Here is an 18605-nt window from a genome sequence, read left to right on the forward strand (position 1 = left end):
TGAAAAAGGCCCTGCAGAGGCAGGGCCTTTTTCGTTGGGCCATGCGGCCCCAGATTCACGGATCAGCCGCGGGCGTCGCGATCACGCAGGCCCAGCAGATACAGCACCCCGTCCAGCCCCAAGGTGGAAATCGCCTGCTTGGCCGACTGGCGCACCAGCGGCTTGGCACGAAACGCCACGCCCAAACCGGCCAGCGACAGCATCGGCAGGTCATTGGCACCATCGCCCACGGCGATGGTCTGCTCCAGTTGCAAGCCTTCGTCGCTGGCCAGCTTCTTCAACAAATCGGCCTTGCGCTGGGCATCGACAATCGGCTCAACAGCCACGCCCGTCACCTTGCCATCGACCACTTCAAGTTCGTTGGCGAACACATAGTCGATACCCAGGCGCGCCTGCACCTGACGAGCGAAATAGGTAAAGCCACCGGACAGAATCGCGGTCTTGTATCCCAGGCGCTTGAGCTCGGCAAACAGGTTCTCGGCACCCTCGGTCAGGCGCAGCGATGCCCCGATCTCGTCCAGTACCCCCACATCCAGGCCCTTGAGCAGCGCCATGCGCTCTTTGAAGCTGGCGCGGAAGTCCAGTTCACCGCGCATGGCGCGCTCGGTGATCGCCGCCACCTGCTCACCCACACCCGCCGCCTTGGCCAGTTCGTCGATGACTTCGGCCTCGATCAGCGTGGAGTCCATGTCGAACACCGCCAGGCGGCGGTTACGGCGGAACAGATCGTCCTTCTGGAAGGCGATGTCGACGCTCAACTCTTCAGCCAGGGCAAAGAAGTCGGCACGCAGGGCCTGGGCATCGCTCGGCACACCGCGCACGGAGATCTCGACGGCTGCCTTGCCCTTGTCGGTTTCGGCATCCAGTGCCACCCGGGCCGACAGGCGCTCGATACGCTCGATGGTCAGGCCGTACTGGCTGATCACCGCACTCACCCGCTGCAGTTGCTCGGGAGTGATCTTACGGCTGAGCAGGGTAACGATGTGGCGCGCTTCGCCATGCCCATCAGCCCAATGCTGGTAGTCCGCCTCGGAAATCGGCGTGTAACGGGCCTGCAGGTTCAGTTCGTGGGCTTTAGCCTGCACGCTTTGCAACAGCGCGGTAGCCACTTCGTTGTCCGGGATGTCGACCAGGATGCCAAACGACAAGGTGCCGTGCATGACCGCCAGGCCGATGTCGAGGATACTCACACCGCCCTGTAGCAGGACGCCGGTGATAGCCGCAGTGAGACCGGGACGGTCCTCACCGGTGATGTTGATCAGGACGATTTCGCGCACAACCTGGCTCCGACTTCGATGAAAAATGCGCATTCTACCGATTTTCCATGACCATCGGGCGCCAACGATACTTTGCCGACAAAACCCGGCTCGCTATACTCCCCCCACTTTCATGCCATTAAGAGCCGAGCTCTGTGAACCGGCCCACGCCAGTCAAACCAGACAATTTCTTCCTGATGATCTATCGCGCCCTGAGTCAACGTCGCGTGCCGCTGGCACTGCGCATCGCCTGCACCAACATTTTCCTGGTGGCGCTGGCGCTGGTGATCTACGCCTGCGTGATGGGCCTGCAGTTCAAGCAGGCCATGCATGAGCAGGCCGATGCCTTGGGCCAGAGCCTGACCACCCAGACGGCCACATCGGCAACCGAGCTGCTGGTGTCCAACGACATCCTCAGCCTCAACGTGCTACTGGGCAACCTGGTTAAAAACCCGCTGGTGGCCCATGCCGCAATCTACAGCGTGGATAACCGCATCCTCGCCGAAGCGGGCCAGCGCCCGCGCAACAGCCTGCTGGGCGAGGCCGAAGGCCTGTACCAGACCAAAATCACGTTCCAGGACGTGACGGCCGGGCAGCTGCGCATCAGCCTGGACATGAGCCAGTTCCAGCAACCGATGCTGATCAGCCTGCAGAGCATGGGCATTCTGGCCGCTATCCTGCTGGCCCTGGCCTTGGCCCTCAGCTTGCGTCAGGGCCGCTTCATCACCCTGCCACTGCTGCAGCTGCGGGTATGGCTGCGCGACCCGCAGCCCTATACCCCGGCCACCGACCGCCAGGACGAAATTGGCGACATCGCCCGCCAGCTGCATGCACGCCTGGCCCCGCCTCCGCCCCCGGAGCCGGAGCCTGAGGAAGAAGACGACGAGCAGTTCGACGACCTGCCCGCCGCTGCCTCGGCACCCAAGGCCGTACCGCGCGCCAAGGCTGCCCTGGAAGACGAGGATGACGACGAGGCCTTCGCCGGCCTGCTGGACGACGACACTGCACCCAAGGCTGCCGCAGAGGTCGAGTCCGACGAGCCGCAGTACAGCGCCGTACTTGCCGTGCAGCTGGGCTCGCAGGAGCAACTGCGTCGCCTGCCACGCACACGCCTGGCCGAGCTGACCGAGCGCTACCGTGATTGCCTGGAGCACGCGGCCTCGCTCTACGACGGCGAAACGCACACGCTGAACGACGGCAGCACCCTGGTGCTGTTCCACAGCCGCGAGTGTGGCGAGGACTACCTGACCAACGCCATTTGCTGTGGCGAACTGTTGCGCGCCCTGGGCCACGCCCTGCAGATCGAGGTAGCTGACAGCGGCATTACCTTGCAACTGCAGCTAGGCCTGGTCTTAGGCAACGACCTGCATGGGCTGGAACTGGTTGACCTGCTGATGGCCGAGAAGGTCCAGGATGCCCTGGCGTTGTCGCAGCACAGCCGCAACCTGTTGCTGGTGGAGCGGCAGATCAACGATGACGCCCTCATTCGCCAGCGTGCACGTATTCGCCCGATCGCCAGCCCCGAAGGCGCCTGCTGTGTGGAGCGACTTATGGAGCCCTACCCGTCAATGCTGGAACGGCAACTGGCGCGCATGCATGAGCACCGCGCCTGACAGGTAGACGCGACATCTACAGCGCATGTCTTGAGCCAGGCTGGTTTCCTTGCGATCACCTGCCTGGCGCAAGATCCAGCCAATAGCGCAAACCCCCAGTAGGAGCGGGTTTACCCGCGAATACGGTAGCGGCGGCAACGGTGAACGGCGGGTAGAAATTGGCCACCAGGGCCGGCCTCTTCGCGGGTAAACCCGCTCCTACGAAGACCGGCAGATACAAAAAAGCCCGCAGCGAATGCGGGCTTTGTCGTATCTGGCCGTTTGATCAGAACCGATAAACTTCCATATCGGTGCGAATCGGCGAGGCCATCGGGATTTTGGGTTTCTCCGGCCCCTTCTTCACCTGCGTCGGTGCAGCGGGCTTTTTCGGTGCTTCTTCGGCAATCGCCGGCTGGTTGGCCAGCGGCTTCACCGCCGTGCTCAGCTGTTCCGCCAGCTTCTGCAGCAGTTGGCCCTGAGCCTGCACCTGCGACGACTCACTGCCCTCGTGCTGCTGCTCGAGGTGGATGATACGGTTGTCACGCACATGGCCACGGCGGTCAAGCAGACGCCACTGGGCATCCAGGATGGCCGGCTGGTTCTTGCCAGAATCCAGGCGTGTGATCGACAACAGCACTTGTACGTCCGGGCTGAAGCCTGCGGTCGCCGGGGCCAGTACTACGCGTTGGCTGTCCAGACGCCAGGCCAGTTGACGCACCAGCAGCTGGTCGATATCCGATGAAAGGCTGCCAGCCCAACGACCGTCGGTCGCCGCGCTCAGGCTGCCATCAGGTTGACGCTGCAGGAATGTCTCACGCTGAAGGTAATCGGCCACCGATACAGGGCCGAGTACCACGGCCATGCCCGCACTCTGCGACGGCTGGCCAGGATCACCACTGTCGAGCTGATACAGGGCAACCGGCTGATGCATGGTGCACCCGCCAAGGCCCAGCAGGCCAGTCATCAACAGCGCAAATGGAAGGCGCAGAAATTTCATCATCCCATCCAGGCGGCTGCCACAAGGCACACCGCAGTGATACATGTAGATTCAAACGGGCACACGGCCACGCCGGCACCGCAAGGGGCATATCATCCGCGAAATAACCGTCCGACTCCAGCATTTCTGCCCGAAACGGCGTTGAAATTGCCGTTCCAGACATTACAACCGGTTATGTCGGCACTTCCACCTGCAACCCATCGACGCGCTGGAACCCGCGTGGCAGCTTGCTGCCGCGCCGACCGCGCTCGCCCTTGTAGTGCTCCAGGTCGTCCGCCTTCAAAGACAGGGTACGCTTGCCGGCCTGCAATACAAGGGTCGCGCCTTCGGGAATCACGGCCAGATCGGTAACAAATTCTTCACGGCTGGCCACCCGGTCACCCGGCACGCCAATGATCTTGTTGCCCTTGCCTTTACCCAGCTGTGGCAAGTCGCTGACCTTGAACACCAGCAGGCGGCCTTCGGTGGTCACCGCCGCCAACCAGTCCTGCTCGCGATCGGCCACCGGGCGCGGGGTCATGACCTTGGCCCCGTTGGGCAAGCTGAGCAGGCCTTTGCCGGCCTTGTTCTTGGCCTGCAGGTCTTCACCCTTGACCACGAAGCCGTAACCGGCATCCGAAGCCACCACGTACAGCGCATCGTCGTCAGGCAACAACACACATTCGAAAGTCGCCCCCGGTGGCGGCGTCAGACGGCCAGTCAGCGGCTCGCCCTGGCCACGCGCCGATGGCAGGCTGTGGGCGGCCAGCGAGTAGCTGCGACCGGTGGAATCGATAAGCACGGCAAACTGGTTTGAACGCCCGGCCGCAGCAGCCTTGAAGCCGTCGCCGGCCTTGTAGGAAAGGCCAGTTGCGTCGATATCGTGGCCCTTGGCGCAGCGCACCCAGCCCTTCTCCGACAGCACCACGGTGACGGGCTCGGTCGGCATAAGCTCGTTTTCCGACAGCGCCTTGGCTTCGGCACGCGCTACGATCGGCGAGCGACGATCATCGCCATAGGTTTCGGCATCCTTGATCAGCTCGCTGCGCACCAGCTTGCGCAGTTTGGCCTCGCTCCCCAGCAAGGCCTGCAGCTTGGCTTGCTCCTTCAGCAACTCATCCTGCTCACCGCGGATCTTCATCTCTTCCAGGCGCGCCAACTGCCGCAGGCGGGTCTCGAGGATGTAGTCGGCCTGTATCTCGGTCAGCTCGAAACGTTCGATCAGGGCCTGCTTGGGATATTCCTCGGTACGGATGATGTGGATCACTTCATCCAGGTTGAGGAATGCAGTGAGCAAACCGTCCAACAGGTGCAGACGCTTCTCGACCTTATCCAGACGATGCTGCAGGCGGCGACGAACGGTATTGGTGCGGAACTCCAGCCACTCCACCAATAGGGTTCGCAGGTTTTTCAACTGCGGCCGGCCGTCCAGGCCGATGATATTCACGTTGACCCGATAGGTGCTTTCCAGGTCGGTGGTAGCGAACAGGTGCTGCATCAGCTCGTCGACATCGACGCGGTTGGATCGCGGGATGATGACAATACGGCACGGGTTCTCGTGGTCCGACTCGTCGCGCAGGTCGGCGACCATCGGCAGCTTCTTGGCCTGCATCTGTGCGGCAATCTGCTCCAGCACTTTGGCCCCGGAGACCTGGTGCGGCAGCGCAGTGACGACGATGTCGCCATCCTCGACGCGGTACACGGCACGCATGCGGATCGAGCCGCGGCCGCTTTCGTACATCTTGAGAATTTCAGCCCGCGGCGTGACGATCTCTGCCTCGGTCGGGTAATCCGGCCCCTGAATGTGCTCGCACAACTGCTCGATGGTTGCCTTGGGCTCATCGAGCAGTCGCACACAGGCACTGGCCACCTCTCGCAGGTTGTGCGGCGGTACGTCGGTGGCCATGCCCACGGCGATACCGGTGGTACCGTTGAGCAGGATGTTGGGCAGGCGCGCGGGCAGCACGGCCGGTTCCTGCAACGTGCCATCAAAGTTCGGCACCCAGTCCACGGTGCCCTGGCCGACTTCGCTGAGCAGCACTTCAGCGTAGCGCGACAGCCGCGCCTCGGTGTAGCGCATGGCGGCGAACGACTTCGGATCATCCGGCGCACCCCAGTTGCCCTGGCCATCGACCAGGGTATAGCGGTAGCTGAACGGCTGCGCCATCAGCACCATGGCCTCGTAGCAGGCCGAATCGCCATGGGGATGGAACTTGCCGAGCACGTCACCGACGGTACGTGCCGACTTCTTGTGCTTGGCATCGGCATCGAGCCCCAACTCGCTCATGGCGTAGACGATGCGTCGCTGCACCGGCTTCAGGCCGTCGCCGATATGCGGCAAGGCACGATCCATGATCACGTACATGGAGTAGTTGAGGTAGGCCTGTTCGGTGAAGTCAGCCAGCGAGCGGCGTTCGACGCCGTCCAGGCTGAGTTCCAGTGAGTCGCTCATGCGGGCCTCGTCATTATTTCAGGTTCTGGCGCAGCAGCATGGTGCCACCGCGCTGGGTAAATTCAAGTTGTTGCAGGGCACTCATGCCCAGCAGTACGGTGGACCCATCCAGGCCCGGCACCACGATGGCGCGTACGTTCTGCAGGCGGATATCGCCCAGTTGCAGGCTGGTCAGGCGCGTGCGGTAACCTTCAGTACGGCCATTGGCGGTGCTCAGTAGCACCGGGCTACCGCGCTCCAGGCTCAGTTCATGAGCCAACGCCTCCGGGATCGCCACATCGGTGGCGCCGGTGTCGAGCATGAAATGCACCACCTGGCCGTTGATGGCACCATCCACCACGAAGTGGCCCTGGCCATTACTCAGCAGGCGCACTTCGATAAAGCCTTGACCATGTTCGGATTGCACCTGGCTGTTGGGATTACGCTGGCTGTCTTCCCACTGGCCGAAAAAACGCGTGGCAAGAAACAGCGCCGCCGCCCAAGCGACGATCATCAGCAACTTGCCCGCGCGCTTGCCCGGCGCCTGGCTCATGGTTTGGCGCTCCAGCCGCCTTCCGGTGCGTCGAAGCGCCAGACAACTGGGCGGGTTTCACCGTCGGCACGGGCGCCGTTGTTATTGTCCAGGCCAATCCAGGCGCCCTTGGCATCGATCACCAGTGCTTCGGCCAGGCCAAACGGCTGCGCGTAGCGCCGTGACTCGACCAGCGCATCAGCAGCGAACGACCAGCAACGCTCGACCTTGCCACTGTCGATATCACGTCGGCACACCCGGTAGGCGTTACGTTCGAGGGTAAACAGCTTGCCCTCGAACCAGGCCAGGTCAGCGAAGTCGCGCGACAGGGCCCTGGCATTGGGCATCTGCGCGGGTTGCATTTCGACCCCCGCCTCGCTCAGCAGCACGCAACCACGCCCGCAGGTCCAGACCGACTGCTGGCGCTCGATGGCCACCAGGCCACGGCGCTCACGCTCGGCAGCCAGCCACAGGCGGTCACCCGCCGGGTTGATCGCCAAACCTTCGAACAGGGCATTGAAGTTCAGCAGCATGCCGCTTGCCCGGGCCTGGCGCACCATGGCCGAGTCGATCCTCAACCAGTCCGGCTCGCCTTCCAGCGGCAATTGCAGCACCGCGGCATGCGCCTCGCTGACCAGATAGAGGTTACCCGCCTGATCACAGGTGATACCTTCGAAATCCAGCTCGCCACCGCGAATGTACGATGCCGCCCAGTTGCGCGACTTCAACCCCCATGGCAGGCCGCTTTCCGGGACAGCCGGCGGGGTGAAGGTAAGCGGCTGCGCGCGCCAGGTCGGGTTCTGCTGATCGAAGCGGTAGATACGGTCGTCGTCACGATCGGACACGCCCCACAACCCGCCCCGGCATTCCACCAGCCCCGACAGGTTGCCACCGCGCATACCGTCGATCGGGTGCTCGGCTGTCATCTTCAGCTCTGGCCAGTTGCCCGCCAGGCAAGGCAGGGCAACCAGCGCCAGGCAAACGGCAAGTACTTGCCGAATCAAACCATGACCTCGGCCAGGTTGCCTTTGGTTTCCAGCCAACTCTTGCGGTCACCGGCGCGCTTCTTGGCCAGCAGCTTGTCCATCAGCTCGCAGGTGGCCTCTACGTCGTCCAGGGTCAGCTGCACCAGGCGCCGGGTGTTCGGGTCCATGGTGGTTTCGCGCAACTGCGGCGGGTTCATCTCGCCCAGGCCCTTGAAGCGTGTTACCTGCGGCTTGCCGCGCTTCTTCTCGGCCACCAGGCGGTCGAGGATGCCGTCACGCTCGGCTTCGTCGAGGGCGTAGTAGATTTCCTTGCCCAGGTCGATGCGGTACAGGGGCGGCATGGCCACGTAAACATGCCCAGCCTCGACCAGTGTCCGGAAGTGTTGAACGAACAGCGCACACAGCAATGTGGCGATGTGCAGACCATCGGAGTCAGCGTCGGCGAGGATGCAGATCTTGCCATAGCGCAGCTGCGCAAGGTCGGTTGCACCCGGATCGACGCCAATGGCCACGGCAATGTTGTGCACTTCCTGGCTCGCCAGGACTTCGCCCCCGTCCACTTCCCAGGTGTTGAGGATCTTGCCGCGCAGCGGCAGGATGGCCTGGAATTCCTTGTCCCGCGCCTGCTTGGCCGAACCACCGGCCGAGTCACCCTCGACGAGGAACAACTCGGCACGCATCGGGTCCTGGCCTGCACAATCGGCCAGCTTGCCGGGCAATGCCGGGCCCTGGGTGATGCGCTTGCGCTCGACCTTCTTGCTGGCCTTGAGGCGGCGCCCGGCGTTGCTGATGGCCAGTTCTGCCAGTTGCATGCCCAGCTCGGGGTGGGCGTTGAGCCACAGGCTGAAAGCATCCTTGACCACACCGGAGACGAACGCGGCCGCCTCGCGTGATGACAGGCGCTCTTTGGTCTGCCCGGAGAACTGCGGGTCCTGCATCTTCATCGACAGTACGAAGGTGATGCGCTCCCAAACGTCTTCCGGCGCCAGCTTTACCCCGCGTGGCAGCAAGTTGCGGAACTCGCAGAACTCACGCATGGCATCCAGCAGGCCCTGGCGCAGGCCGTTGACGTGGGTGCCGCCCTGGGCGGTGGGGATCAGGTTGACGTAGCTTTCCTGAATGCTGTCACCGCCTTCGGGCAGCCACAGCAAAGCCCAGTCAACCGCTTCCTTGTTACCCGCCAGGCTGCCACAGAACGGCTCGTCGGGCAGGCGCTGGAATTCGTTGACCGAGTCGACCAGGTAGGAGCGCAGGCCATCCTCGTAGTGCCATTCCACCTTTTCGCCGCTGGCCTTGTCCTCGAAGCTGACCAGCAGCCCCGGGCACAGTACCGCCTTGGCCTTGAGCACGTGCTTGAGGCGGCTGATGGAAAACTTGGGCGAGTCGAAGTACTTCGGGTCGGGGCTGAAGTACACGCTGGTGCCGGTGTTGCGCTTGCCGACCGAGCCGACCACTTCCAGCTCGCTGGCCTTGAAGCCATCGGCAAAGGTCATCTGGTATTCGTTGCCGTCACGTTTGACGCGCACGCGCACCTGGGTCGACAGGGCGTTGACCACCGAGATGCCCACCCCGTGCAGGCCACCGGAAAACTGATAGTTCTTGTTGGAGAACTTGCCGCCGGCGTGCAGCTTGGTAAGGATCAGCTCGACCCCGGACACGCCCTCTTCCGGATGGATGTCCACCGGCATGCCGCGGCCGTCGTCGCTGACTTCCAGCGAGTGGTCGGCATGCAGGATGACCTGCACCGAACGCGCGTGGCCGGCCAGTGCTTCGTCGACACTGTTGTCGATGACTTCCTGGGCCAGGTGGTTGGGGCGGCTGGTATCGGTGTACATGCCCGGCCGCTTGCGGACCGGATCAAGGCCCGAGAGGACTTCGATGGCGTCTGCGTTATAGGCGCTAGCGCTGGGATTGGCCATAGGGTCTCGTCGTCAGTCTGGTGAATGCAAAAAAGTCAAAATACAGAAAAATCGAGCGCCGCATACTGCCCACGGGCAATGCCGGCGAACGCCAGCAGTGCCGGCAGGCGCTCGGCGAAGCCCTGGAAGCTGTGGTCGCCACCGGCCTGGATACGCAGGGCACAAGCACGGTAATAGCGCTCGGCGTGTCGATAGTCCAGGGTTTCATCGGCGGTCTGCAGCCACACTTGATAGCGGTCGGCATCGGCCGGGGCCGCGACTTCCAGCTCGGCCAGGGCCTGCACGTGATCGTGGGTCAGCTCCCAGGTTTCACCGCTGTAATGATTGCGCTGGGTGCCCAGGTAACCGTCGAAATGCTTGTGCGGGGTTACCGCCGGGTTGACCAGCAGGGCCTTGAGGCCATGGCGCTCGGCCAGATGGGTGGCATAGTAGCCGCCGAGCGAACTGCCCACCAGCAGTGGCGCCCCCAGTTCGGCGATGGCAGCTTCGAGCTGGACCATGGCTTGCCGTGGGTGGTGGTGCAGGGCCGGCACTCGCAGCTGGTCGGCCAGGCCGAGCTGCTGCATGACTGCCTCCAGCTGACGCGCCTTGGTCGAAAGCGGCGAGCTGTTGAAGCCATGGATATAGAGGATGGAACCCGACATGCTGCCCCCGGAATCTGTGGCTTCGCGCCTGGTAATGCGGGCGCAGGGACGCGCAGTGTAGCGCGTTCGCCGGGTTTTGACGCAGTGCCACGGATTTCGCAATACATTTCCGGCAGGCTGACGTGGCCTGCTCAATACCCTGGGCTGTCGAAGTCGAGCTGCACCTCGAAATCCAGCGCCCGCTCCACCCCGGTCTCCAGCCGCCCGTCGGCATGCAGGCGCAACCAGCGGTACCCCGGATGCTCTTCGCTCACCTGGAAGTCTTCGCTGCGCGCCGCGAACTGAATGCAGGTCGACGGCGTGGCCAGCAGGCGCCGCCCCCCTCGGACCTCATCCCATTCCTGATGCACATGCCCCCATAACAAAGCCCGCACCTGTGGATATCCTTCAAGGATATCGAACAGCGCCTGGGCATTGCGCAAGCCGATCGGCGCGATCCAGGCGCAGCCGATGTCCACTGGCTGATGGTGGAAGCACACCAGGCAATGCCGTTCGCCGGCCTCTTTCAAGGCGGCTTCCAGTACGGCCAGCTGGTCATCTTGCAGAAACCCGTGGGTAGCACCCTGCACGGCGGTGTTGAGCATGACCACCCGCCACGCGCCGATATCAGTCACCGCCTGCACCAGTTCCGGCGCCACCTGCGCCATCACCTGAGCCTCGTCATGGTTGCCCGGCAGCCAGCGAGTGGGTACGGCAAACGGTGCGGTCAGCTCCCGAAACGCTTCATAGGATGCCACGCTGGCATCCTGGGACAGGTCGCCCGTGCACAGCAGCAAGTCGACAAGCGGCTGCTCGCGCCGCACCTGGGCCACCACGTGGCGCAGGCTGTCTCGGGTCTTGAGGCCCAGCATGCTGCCAGCCGGGTCGGCGAACAGGTGGGCATCGGTCAGTTGCACCACATGCACGGGGCGGGATTGGTCTGGCGGCGACAACGGCCATCTCCTCGAATGGATTCAGCGGGAATTATGGCTGTGCGACGGTGACGAGCAAACACCCGCAAACGACTCACGTCACAATTCAGCGAACACTTGCCAGTTCGTGGCCGCAGGCCAGGCAGTGGCTGAGCCATTCACCCAGGAACAGGTTGAGCTGGGCCTTTTCGTCCGGCTGGTGCATGGCATCGTTCGGATACGGGTAGATGCTGCGCAGGCGCCGGGTGTGTTCGGCGCTGACCACTTCGGCCATGCGCGCATCGTGATACACCTGCACTTCCAGGTGTGGCACTGGCAACCACGGCAGGCTGTGTTCCTGGCGCACATGCAGGGTGGTGGTATACGGGCAGGCCAGCACCACGTCGAGCACCAGCACGCCAAGCATCTGGTCACCCTGGGTCATGCCGATGCGGCGCGAGCTCTGGGTGGTGCGCATGTCGGGCAACAAGCGCATCAGCCGGGCATAGTTGGCCTCGCAGGCTGCCTGCAGCCCGACCAGGTCAACTCGATAGCGCTCGCGCAGCAGGTTCACTTCCACATACCTCTTACTTCGTCACGGTTCAGCGCCAGCCATTGCAGGCCAATGATGGTGGCCGCATTGCAGATGCGCCCGTCGCGCACCGCCTGCAGGGCATCCTCGAACGCCCACACGCGTACGCGAATGTCTTCGCCCTCTTCCTCCAGGCCATGCAGCCCTCCCGCGCCCTCGCTGCTGCAACGGCCGAGGAACAGATGAACGTATTCGTCACTGCCGCCAGGCGACGGGAAGTAGCGGGTCATCGGCCACAGGGCGCTGAAGGTCAGGCCGGCTTCTTCTTCAGCCTCGCGATGGGCGACTTCCTCGGGCTGCTCGTCTTTGTCGATCAGCCCGGCAACCATCTCGATCAGCCAGGGGTTGGCGACCTTGTCCAGGGCGCCCACGCGAAACTGTTCGATCAGCACCACTTCATCGCGCGCTGGGTCGTACGGCAGCACGCATACCGCATCGTGGCGCACAAACAGTTCGCGACTGATCTCGCGCCCCATGCCCCCGGCAAATAGCTCGTGGCGCAGGCGTAACTTGTCGAGCTTGTAAAAGCCCTGGAAGCAATTGGCCCGCTCGATGATTTCGAAGCCCTTGGGCACAGCGTTCAACGCGTCTGACATGGAAATCCTCATTACCTCGAATACTGCTTCGCGCCATCCTACTCCGCACGCCTGTTGGTTTCACCCCTTTCCAGCAACCGCTGGCGCACTCGGGACAGCAGCCCTTCACTCTGTTAGCTTAGTGGCGAACTGAAGGCCGCGCAGACGGTCAAAGGCCGACTTTTCCCTGTTCTGCAAGGATCATCATGACACTTGTCAAACTGACTTCCGTGGCCGTGCTGGCACTCGCTCTGGGCGCCTGCCAGAGCCTGTTCACGCCCAACTACCGGGCCCCGCTCGAGGTCAAGCGCGACGCCTGGGAGCATGTCAAACCCGGCTGCAGCGAGAGCGACTGCCCGCTGGTGAACATCGACATGATCCACTTCCCGGCCCTGCCCAAGCTCGACGGCATCGTCGAAAAACGCCTGCTGCAACTGACCGAAGACAATCAGCATGGCACCGCACCAGCCACCCTGCAGGCCTACGAACAGCAATATCTGGCCAGTGCCGACAAACGTAACAGCAGCTACTTGCAAGCCAAGGTACGCGAGCAGCATGACGGGCTGGTGATCATCGAGTTGTCCAGCTACCTGGACAGCGGTGGTGCCCACGGCATGCCCGGGCGCGGCTTCATCAACTATTCACGCAAACTGGACAAGGTGCTGACCCTGCAGGACATGCTGGTGCCCGGCCAGGAAGACACCTTCTGGAAAACCGTCGAAGAATCGCACCGTGCCTGGCTGATGAGCGTGGGAATGGACAAGGATGCCGAGTTCGTCAAGACCTGGCCGTTCAAGAAATCGCCGCACGTCGCCCTGACGTACGGCGCGGTAGTGGTCAAGTACGAGGTCTATGCCATCGCGCCCTATTCCATGGGCCACGTGGAACTGAAGATCCCCTACCCGCGCCTGAATGGCGTACTCAAGCCTGAACTGTTTCCCGGCCGCGGCTGAGGCTTAGCAGCCCATGCAGCACACCTGCCAGCAGCAATGCGGGCAGGGTGGCGCCCAGTTCGGGCGCCTTGGCGGCAATCAGGTGATAGGCCACCGCCCCGGCAAACCAGGCCACCAACGCCTGCCAGTGCAAGCCATTGACCTGTGCTGGCAGACGGCGTCGACGGACCACGTAGTGGTCCATCAGCACCACGCCGAACAGCGGTGCGAACACCGAACCGATCAGCAACAGGAAGTTTTCGTACTGTGCCAGTGGCGCCAACAGGGCGATCAGGGTGCACATCACGCCGATGGCCAACGCCAGGTGCTCGACCTTCAGCGGTAGCAGCACACCGGTGGAAACCGCCGCCGAGTGGATGTCGGCGAAGGCCTTTTCCGACTCGTCCAGCAGAATAAGCAGCAGCGGAATCCCCATGCCGGCGCCCGCCAGGGCCAGCAGCAAGGCATTGACTTCGCCACTGGCGGCGAACGCCAGCGTGTACGCCACGCCCAGGCTCATCAGCCAGGTGTTGCCGATGAAGTAGCCCACTACCGTACCGCCGAACACATGCCTGCCATTGCGGGCAAAGCGCGAGTAGTCCGCGATCAGCGGCAGCCAGGACAGCGGCATGGCGATGACGATATCGAAGCCAACCGCCAGCGACATCGAACCATCCCCGGCACGGTTCCACAGCTCCGCCAGGTCGGCCTTGGCGAACAGGTTCCAGCTCAGCCACAGGCAAGCGCCCAGCAACAACCAGATGCCCCAGGCGCGCAGTACCTTGCGCACGAAGGCCAGTGGCCCGCTGACAGCCAGCAGGGTGGCCAGGGCACCGAAGCACAGCGTCCAGAGCATGGGGCTGTTCCAGGCACTTTCCTCACCGAACGCTCGCGCACCCAGCAAGCTGGCAGCATCGCGCATGACGATAATCTCGAAAGCGCCCCAACCCACCAGTTGCAGCAAGTTGAGCAGCGCCGGCAAGCGCGCGCCATGGCTGCCCAGGCTGAGTTTCAGGGTGCCCATGGCGGACAGGCCGGTGTCGCTGCCGATAACCCCCGCCGCACCCAGCAACAGCACACCGACACCGGTGCCCAGGGCGATGGCCAGCACGGCGCCAGCAAGGCCTAGGCCTGGCGCCAGCATGGCGCCGACCTGCAGCACCATCAGGCCGATGCCGAGGGAAAACCACAGTGAAAACAGGTCGCGAGCACCGAAAATGCGCTGCTGGATGGGGATTGGATGGTCGGGAGAGAACTGGCTGGGTGATGTCATGGTCATGTCCGCAGGAGTGATGTTAAGTGGCATACACCACCCTGTGGGAGCGGGCTTGCCCGCGAACACCGGCAAAGCCGGTGCCATGCACCGCAGTGCTTGCTTCGCGGGCAAGCCCGCTCCCACAGGGTAAGGTGCTGCGGTTTAGACTTTGTGGTACAGCTGGCTGCCTTCCTGGCGGAACCGCTCGGCCTGCTCACGCATGCCTTGTTCGACCGTCACATCCACGGCCTCGATCTTGGCAGCGTACTCACGCACTTCCTGGGTGATCTTCATCGAGCAGAACTTCGGCCCGCACATCGAGCAGAAGTGCGCGACCTTGGCCGATTCCTTCGGCAGGGTCTCGTCGTGGAAAGCACGGGCGGTGTCCGGGTCGAGGCCCAGGTTGAACTGGTCTTCCCAACGAAACTCGAAACGCGCCTTGGACAGGGCATTGTCGCGAATCTGTGCACCCGGGTGGCCCTTGGCAAGGTCGGCGGCATGCGCGGCGATCTTGTAGGTGATGATGCCGGTCTTGACGTCGTCCTTGTTCGGCAGGCCCAGGTGCTCCTTCGGCGTGACGTAGCAGAGCATGGCGCAACCGAACCAGCCGATCATTGCCGCACCAATGCCCGAGGTGATGTGGTCGTAACCCGGCGCGATGTCGGTGGTCAGTGGGCCGAGGGTGTAGAACGGCGCCTCGTCGCAGCACTCCAGCTGCTTGTCCATGTTCTCTTTGATCAACTGCATCGGCACGTGGCCGGGGCCTTCGATCATGCATTGCACGTCGTGCTTCCAGGCAATCTTGGTCAGCTCGCCGAGGGTTTCCAGCTCACCGAACTGCGCGGCGTCGTTGGCGTCTGCAATCGAGCCAGGGCGCAGGCCGTCGCCCAGCGAGAAGCTGACGTCGTAGGCCTTCATGATTTCGCAGATTTCGTCGAAGTGGGTGTACAGGAAGTTTTCCTTGTGGTGAGCCAGGCACCACTTGGCCATGATCGAGCCACCGCGGCTGACGATGCCGGTGACCCGCTTGGCGGTCAGGGGCACATAGCGCAGCAGCACACCGGCGTGAATGGTGAAGTAGTCCACGCCCTGTTCGGCCTGCTCGATCAGGGTGTCGCGGAACAGTTCCCAGGTCAGGTCCTCTGCCACGCCGTTGACCTTTTCCAGGGCCTGGTAGATCGGCACGGTACCGATCGGCACCGGCGAGTTGCGAATGATCCACTCGCGGGTTTCGTGGATGTGCTTGCCGGTGGACAGGTCCATGACCGTGTCCGAGCCCCAGCGGATGCCCCAGGTCAGCTTGGCCACCTCTTCCTCGATCGAGGAACCCAGGGCGCTGTTGCCGATGTTGCCGTTGATCTTCACCAGGAAGTTGCGGCCAATGATCATCGGCTCTACTTCCGGGTGGTTGATGTTGGCCGGAATGATCGCGCGGCCACGGGCGATTTCCTGGCGGACGAATTCAGGGGTGATTTCTTTCGGGATGTTGGCACCGAAGCTGTGGCCGGCATGTTGCTCATTCAGCAGGCCGGCAGCGCGGGCCTCCTGTAGCTTCATGTTTTCGCGGATGGCCACGTATTCCATTTCGGCGGTGATGATGCCCTGACGGGCATAGTGCATCTGCGAGACGTTGGCGCCGGCCTTGGCCCGGCGCGGGTTGCGCACATGGGCAAAACGCAGCTTGGCCAGCTCTGCATCGTTCAGGCGCTGCTGACCGAAGTCGGAGCTCAGACCTTCCAGGCGCTCGGTGTCACCGCGGGCTTCGATCCACGCCGAACGCACATCGGGCAGGCCTTTGCGCACGTCGATGATCACGTCGGGGTCGGTGTACGGGCCAGACGTGTCATACACCAGCACCGGGGCGTTGGACTCGCCGCCGAAATCGGTCGGGGTGTCATCCAGGCTGATTTCACGCATGGGGACGCGGATGTCCGGGCGCGAGCCTTCGACATACACCTTGCGCGAACGCGGGAAGGGTTGCACGGACTGCTGATCGACTTGTGCCGATTCGCTGAGGTTGATCGCTTTTTCTTGTTTGGTCATCACAGGCTCTCCTGACGGCTTCCTAGCAGTGGAATGTCGGGGTGAACCTGAAACGCGCGGACGCACCCTCTTTGGGTGCAGTGCCGGACATGGGGGTGCCTGAAGCTGTATGCAGCTGTGACAATCCCGGACCTGGCACAAGAGGCTCCCCGGGAAGGCGAGCAATCTTGTTCCCTACGCAGGCGCTAACCTGATCAGGTTCAACGGGATCCGCACCTCTGCGATCTCAGCCTTTGCTTCAAGGCACCCCGACAAGAACATGCGCAGTCTAGACTGGAGTGGTCAGCAAAGCCAAGCAGGTAAATGCGCGGATGATGAAAGGCACACCGAGCGATTGTTGCCGGGTGCGCATGGCACTACACTGGCCCATCGCTCGATACTCAACAGTTCAGTAATTAAATTTCGTACAAGGATTGCCTCTATGCTGCGCAAACTCTCACTGGCGATAGCCGTGTCTTGTGCGTCCAACGGAGTGGTCTGGGCAGCGGACGTGCCCTCGACAGTCAAAACCGATCTGGTCAGCGTCTACCAGGAAGCAGTGGACAACAACGCCGACCTGGCTGCAGCCCGCGCCGATTACGGGGCGCGCCGCGAAGTGGTGCCGCAGGCCCGCGCCGGGTTGCTGCCAAACCTGTCGGCCGGTGCCGAGATGATGAACACCCGCACCAAGCTGGACGAGCCATCCATCACGTCCAATCGCAGCGGCAACTCCTGGAGCGCGACCCTGGCTCAGCCGATCTTCCGCGCTGATCGCTGGTTCCAGTTGCAAGCCGCCGAAGCAGTCAACGAACAGGCAGCCCTGGAGCTGTCGGCGACCGAGCAAAACCTGATCCTGCAAACCGCGCAAAACTACTTCGCCGTCCTCCGCGCCCAGGACAACCTGGCCGCCACCAAGGCAGAAGAAGCCGCCTTCAAGCGCCAGCTGGATCAGTCCAACGAGCGTTTCGACGTGGGCCTTTCGGACAAGACCGACGTGCTGCAATCCCAAGCCAGTTATGACACTGCACGGGCCAACCGGATCATCGCCGAACGCCAGGTGCAGGATGCCTTCGAGGCCCTGGTGACCCTGACCAACCGTGAGTACACCTCTATCCAGGGCGTGGTACATAGCCTGCCGGTACAAGTGCCAACGCCCAACGATGCCAAAGCCTGGGTCGAAACCGCCGGGCGCCAGAACCTCAACCTGCTGGCCACCAACTACGCGGTTTCTGCCGCAGAAGAGACCCTGCGTCAGCGCAAGGCCGGGCATGCACCGACCCTGGACGCCGTGGCCAAGTACCAGAAGGGTGACAACGACAGCCTTGGCTTCACCAACCCATCGCAACTGGGGGTGCGCTACAGCGGCGACGTCGAGCAGACCAGCGTTGGCCTGCAACTGAACATACCGATCTACAGCGGCGGCCTGACCAGCTCGCAGGTACGCGAGGCTTACCAGCGCCTGAGCCAGAGCGAGCAGCAGCGTGAAAGCCTGCGCCGCCAGGTCGTGGAAAACACCCGCAACCTGCACCGCGCAGTGAACACCGATGTGGAACAGGTACAGGCGCGCAAACAGTCGATCATTTCCAACCAGAGCGCGCTGGAAGCCACCGAAATCGGCTACCAGGTCGGTACCCGCAACATCGTCGACGTGCTTGATGCCCAGCGCCAGCTGTACACCTCGGTGCGCGACTACAACAATAGCCGTTACGACTACATTCTCGACAACCTGAGCCTGAAGCAGGCAGCCGGCACCCTGAGCCCGCAAGACCTGCAGGACCTGAAGCGCTACCTGAAACCTGACTACAACCCGGACAAGGACTTCCTGCCGCCGGACCTGGCGGCAGCAGCGGCCAAGAACTTCGAGCGCAGGCCTTGAGATAGGGGCTGGACTCTTCGCGGGCTTGCCCGCTCCCACACGGTGCCAGGCCTGAAGGCATGATGCACCTGTGAGAGCTGGCTTGCTGGCGATAGGCCTTCAATATCACTCCAGCCCTGAACGACAA

General features: G+C 63.0%; 15 protein-coding genes and 1 riboswitch. Of the genes, 3 read left to right on the top strand and 12 right to left on the bottom strand.

Features of this window, described 5'->3' with window-relative positions; translation table 11 throughout:
• Positions 1 to 62 precede the first annotated feature (62 nt).
• Entirely contained in the window at positions 63 to 1277 is a 1215-nt protein-coding gene (serB, locus tag ACF8O8_RS24110; protein WP_003249498.1) for a phosphoserine phosphatase SerB, read from the bottom strand.
• 134 nt (positions 1278 to 1411) lie between these two features.
• Between serB and ACF8O8_RS24115 the strand changes: the two genes are divergently transcribed.
• Positions 1412 to 2869, top strand: a complete 1458-nt coding sequence (locus ACF8O8_RS24115; RefSeq protein ID WP_019752631.1) for an AhpA/YtjB family protein — start codon at positions 1412 to 1414, stop codon at positions 2867 to 2869.
• A 265-nt stretch (positions 2870 to 3134) separates the two neighbouring features.
• Here the strand turns inward: ACF8O8_RS24115 and ACF8O8_RS24120 are convergent, their stop codons facing one another.
• The 9 genes from ACF8O8_RS24120 to ACF8O8_RS24160 form a co-directional block, all read right to left on the bottom strand.
• Positions 3135 to 3845 (bottom strand): membrane integrity-associated transporter subunit PqiC, encoded by a 711-nt coding sequence (locus tag ACF8O8_RS24120; protein WP_019437569.1) that lies wholly within the window; start codon positions 3843 to 3845, stop codon positions 3135 to 3137.
• 172 nt (positions 3846 to 4017) lie between these two features.
• A complete protein-coding gene (gene parC / locus ACF8O8_RS24125; protein WP_010955494.1) occupies positions 4018 to 6276 on the bottom strand; it encodes a DNA topoisomerase IV subunit A in 2259 nt (752 codons plus the stop codon).
• 13 nt (positions 6277 to 6289) lie between these two features.
• Positions 6290 to 6808 carry a TIGR02281 family clan AA aspartic protease gene (locus ACF8O8_RS24130; protein WP_004577399.1) on the bottom strand — a complete coding sequence of 173 codons (519 nt, stop codon included), beginning with the start codon at positions 6806 to 6808 and terminating at the stop codon, positions 6290 to 6292.
• Positions 6805 to 7791 carry an esterase-like activity of phytase family protein gene (locus ACF8O8_RS24135; protein ID WP_049587466.1) on the bottom strand — a complete coding sequence of 329 codons (987 nt, stop codon included), beginning with the start codon at positions 7789 to 7791 and terminating at the stop codon, positions 6805 to 6807. The genes ACF8O8_RS24130 and ACF8O8_RS24135 overlap by 4 nt, the downstream gene beginning before the upstream one ends.
• Positions 7788 to 9692, bottom strand: a complete 1905-nt coding sequence (gene parE, locus ACF8O8_RS24140; protein WP_010955497.1) for a DNA topoisomerase IV subunit B — start codon at positions 9690 to 9692, stop codon at positions 7788 to 7790. The genes ACF8O8_RS24135 and parE overlap by 4 nt, the downstream gene beginning before the upstream one ends.
• 35 nt (positions 9693 to 9727) lie before the next feature.
• Positions 9728 to 10336, bottom strand: a complete 609-nt coding sequence (locus ACF8O8_RS24145) for a YqiA/YcfP family alpha/beta fold hydrolase (protein ID WP_003249484.1) — start codon at positions 10334 to 10336, stop codon at positions 9728 to 9730.
• A gap of 131 nt (positions 10337 to 10467) precedes the next feature.
• Positions 10468 to 11268: a 3',5'-cyclic-AMP phosphodiesterase gene (cpdA, locus tag ACF8O8_RS24150; protein ID WP_392510604.1), complete on the bottom strand. Its 801-nt coding sequence runs from the start codon at positions 11266 to 11268 to the stop codon at positions 10468 to 10470.
• 85 nt (positions 11269 to 11353) lie between these two features.
• The gene (locus tag ACF8O8_RS24155; protein ID WP_003249480.1) at positions 11354 to 11806 is read right to left on the bottom strand and encodes a DUF1249 domain-containing protein; all 453 of its coding nucleotides are present in this window, start codon (positions 11804 to 11806) and stop codon (positions 11354 to 11356) included.
• Positions 11797 to 12414 (bottom strand): NUDIX domain-containing protein, encoded by a 618-nt coding sequence (locus ACF8O8_RS24160; protein ID WP_003249478.1) that lies wholly within the window; start codon positions 12412 to 12414, stop codon positions 11797 to 11799. The genes ACF8O8_RS24155 and ACF8O8_RS24160 overlap by 10 nt, the downstream gene beginning before the upstream one ends.
• Before the next feature lie 185 nt (positions 12415 to 12599).
• Between ACF8O8_RS24160 and ACF8O8_RS24165 the strand changes: the two genes are divergently transcribed.
• Positions 12600 to 13346, top strand: coding sequence for an RsiV family protein (locus ACF8O8_RS24165; protein ID WP_003249476.1), 747 nt, complete (start codon positions 12600 to 12602; stop codon positions 13344 to 13346).
• Here the strand turns inward: ACF8O8_RS24165 and cytX are convergent.
• Together cytX and thiC are read right to left on the bottom strand one after the other, a co-directional pair.
• Positions 13315 to 14598, bottom strand: a complete 1284-nt coding sequence (gene cytX / locus ACF8O8_RS24170; protein WP_392510605.1) for a putative hydroxymethylpyrimidine transporter CytX — start codon at positions 14596 to 14598, stop codon at positions 13315 to 13317. The genes ACF8O8_RS24165 and cytX overlap by 32 nt on opposite strands.
• A gap of 144 nt (positions 14599 to 14742) precedes the next feature.
• Entirely contained in the window at positions 14743 to 16623 is a 1881-nt protein-coding gene (gene thiC / locus ACF8O8_RS24175; RefSeq protein ID WP_010955502.1) for a phosphomethylpyrimidine synthase ThiC, read from the bottom strand.
• 154 nt (positions 16624 to 16777) lie between these two features.
• Positions 16778 to 16884: riboswitch (TPP riboswitch) on the bottom strand.
• A gap of 160 nt (positions 16885 to 17044) precedes the next feature.
• Here thiC and ACF8O8_RS24180 point away from each other — a divergent pair.
• Positions 17045 to 18478, top strand: a complete 1434-nt coding sequence (locus ACF8O8_RS24180) for a TolC family outer membrane protein (protein WP_010955503.1) — start codon at positions 17045 to 17047, stop codon at positions 18476 to 18478.
• The last annotated feature ends 127 nt before the right edge of the window (positions 18479 to 18605 follow it).

Origin of the sequence: Pseudomonas sp. TYF_14 (genome assembly GCF_043105275.1) — a bacterium.
Classification (GTDB): domain Bacteria; phylum Pseudomonadota; class Gammaproteobacteria; order Pseudomonadales; family Pseudomonadaceae; genus Aquipseudomonas; species Aquipseudomonas alloputida.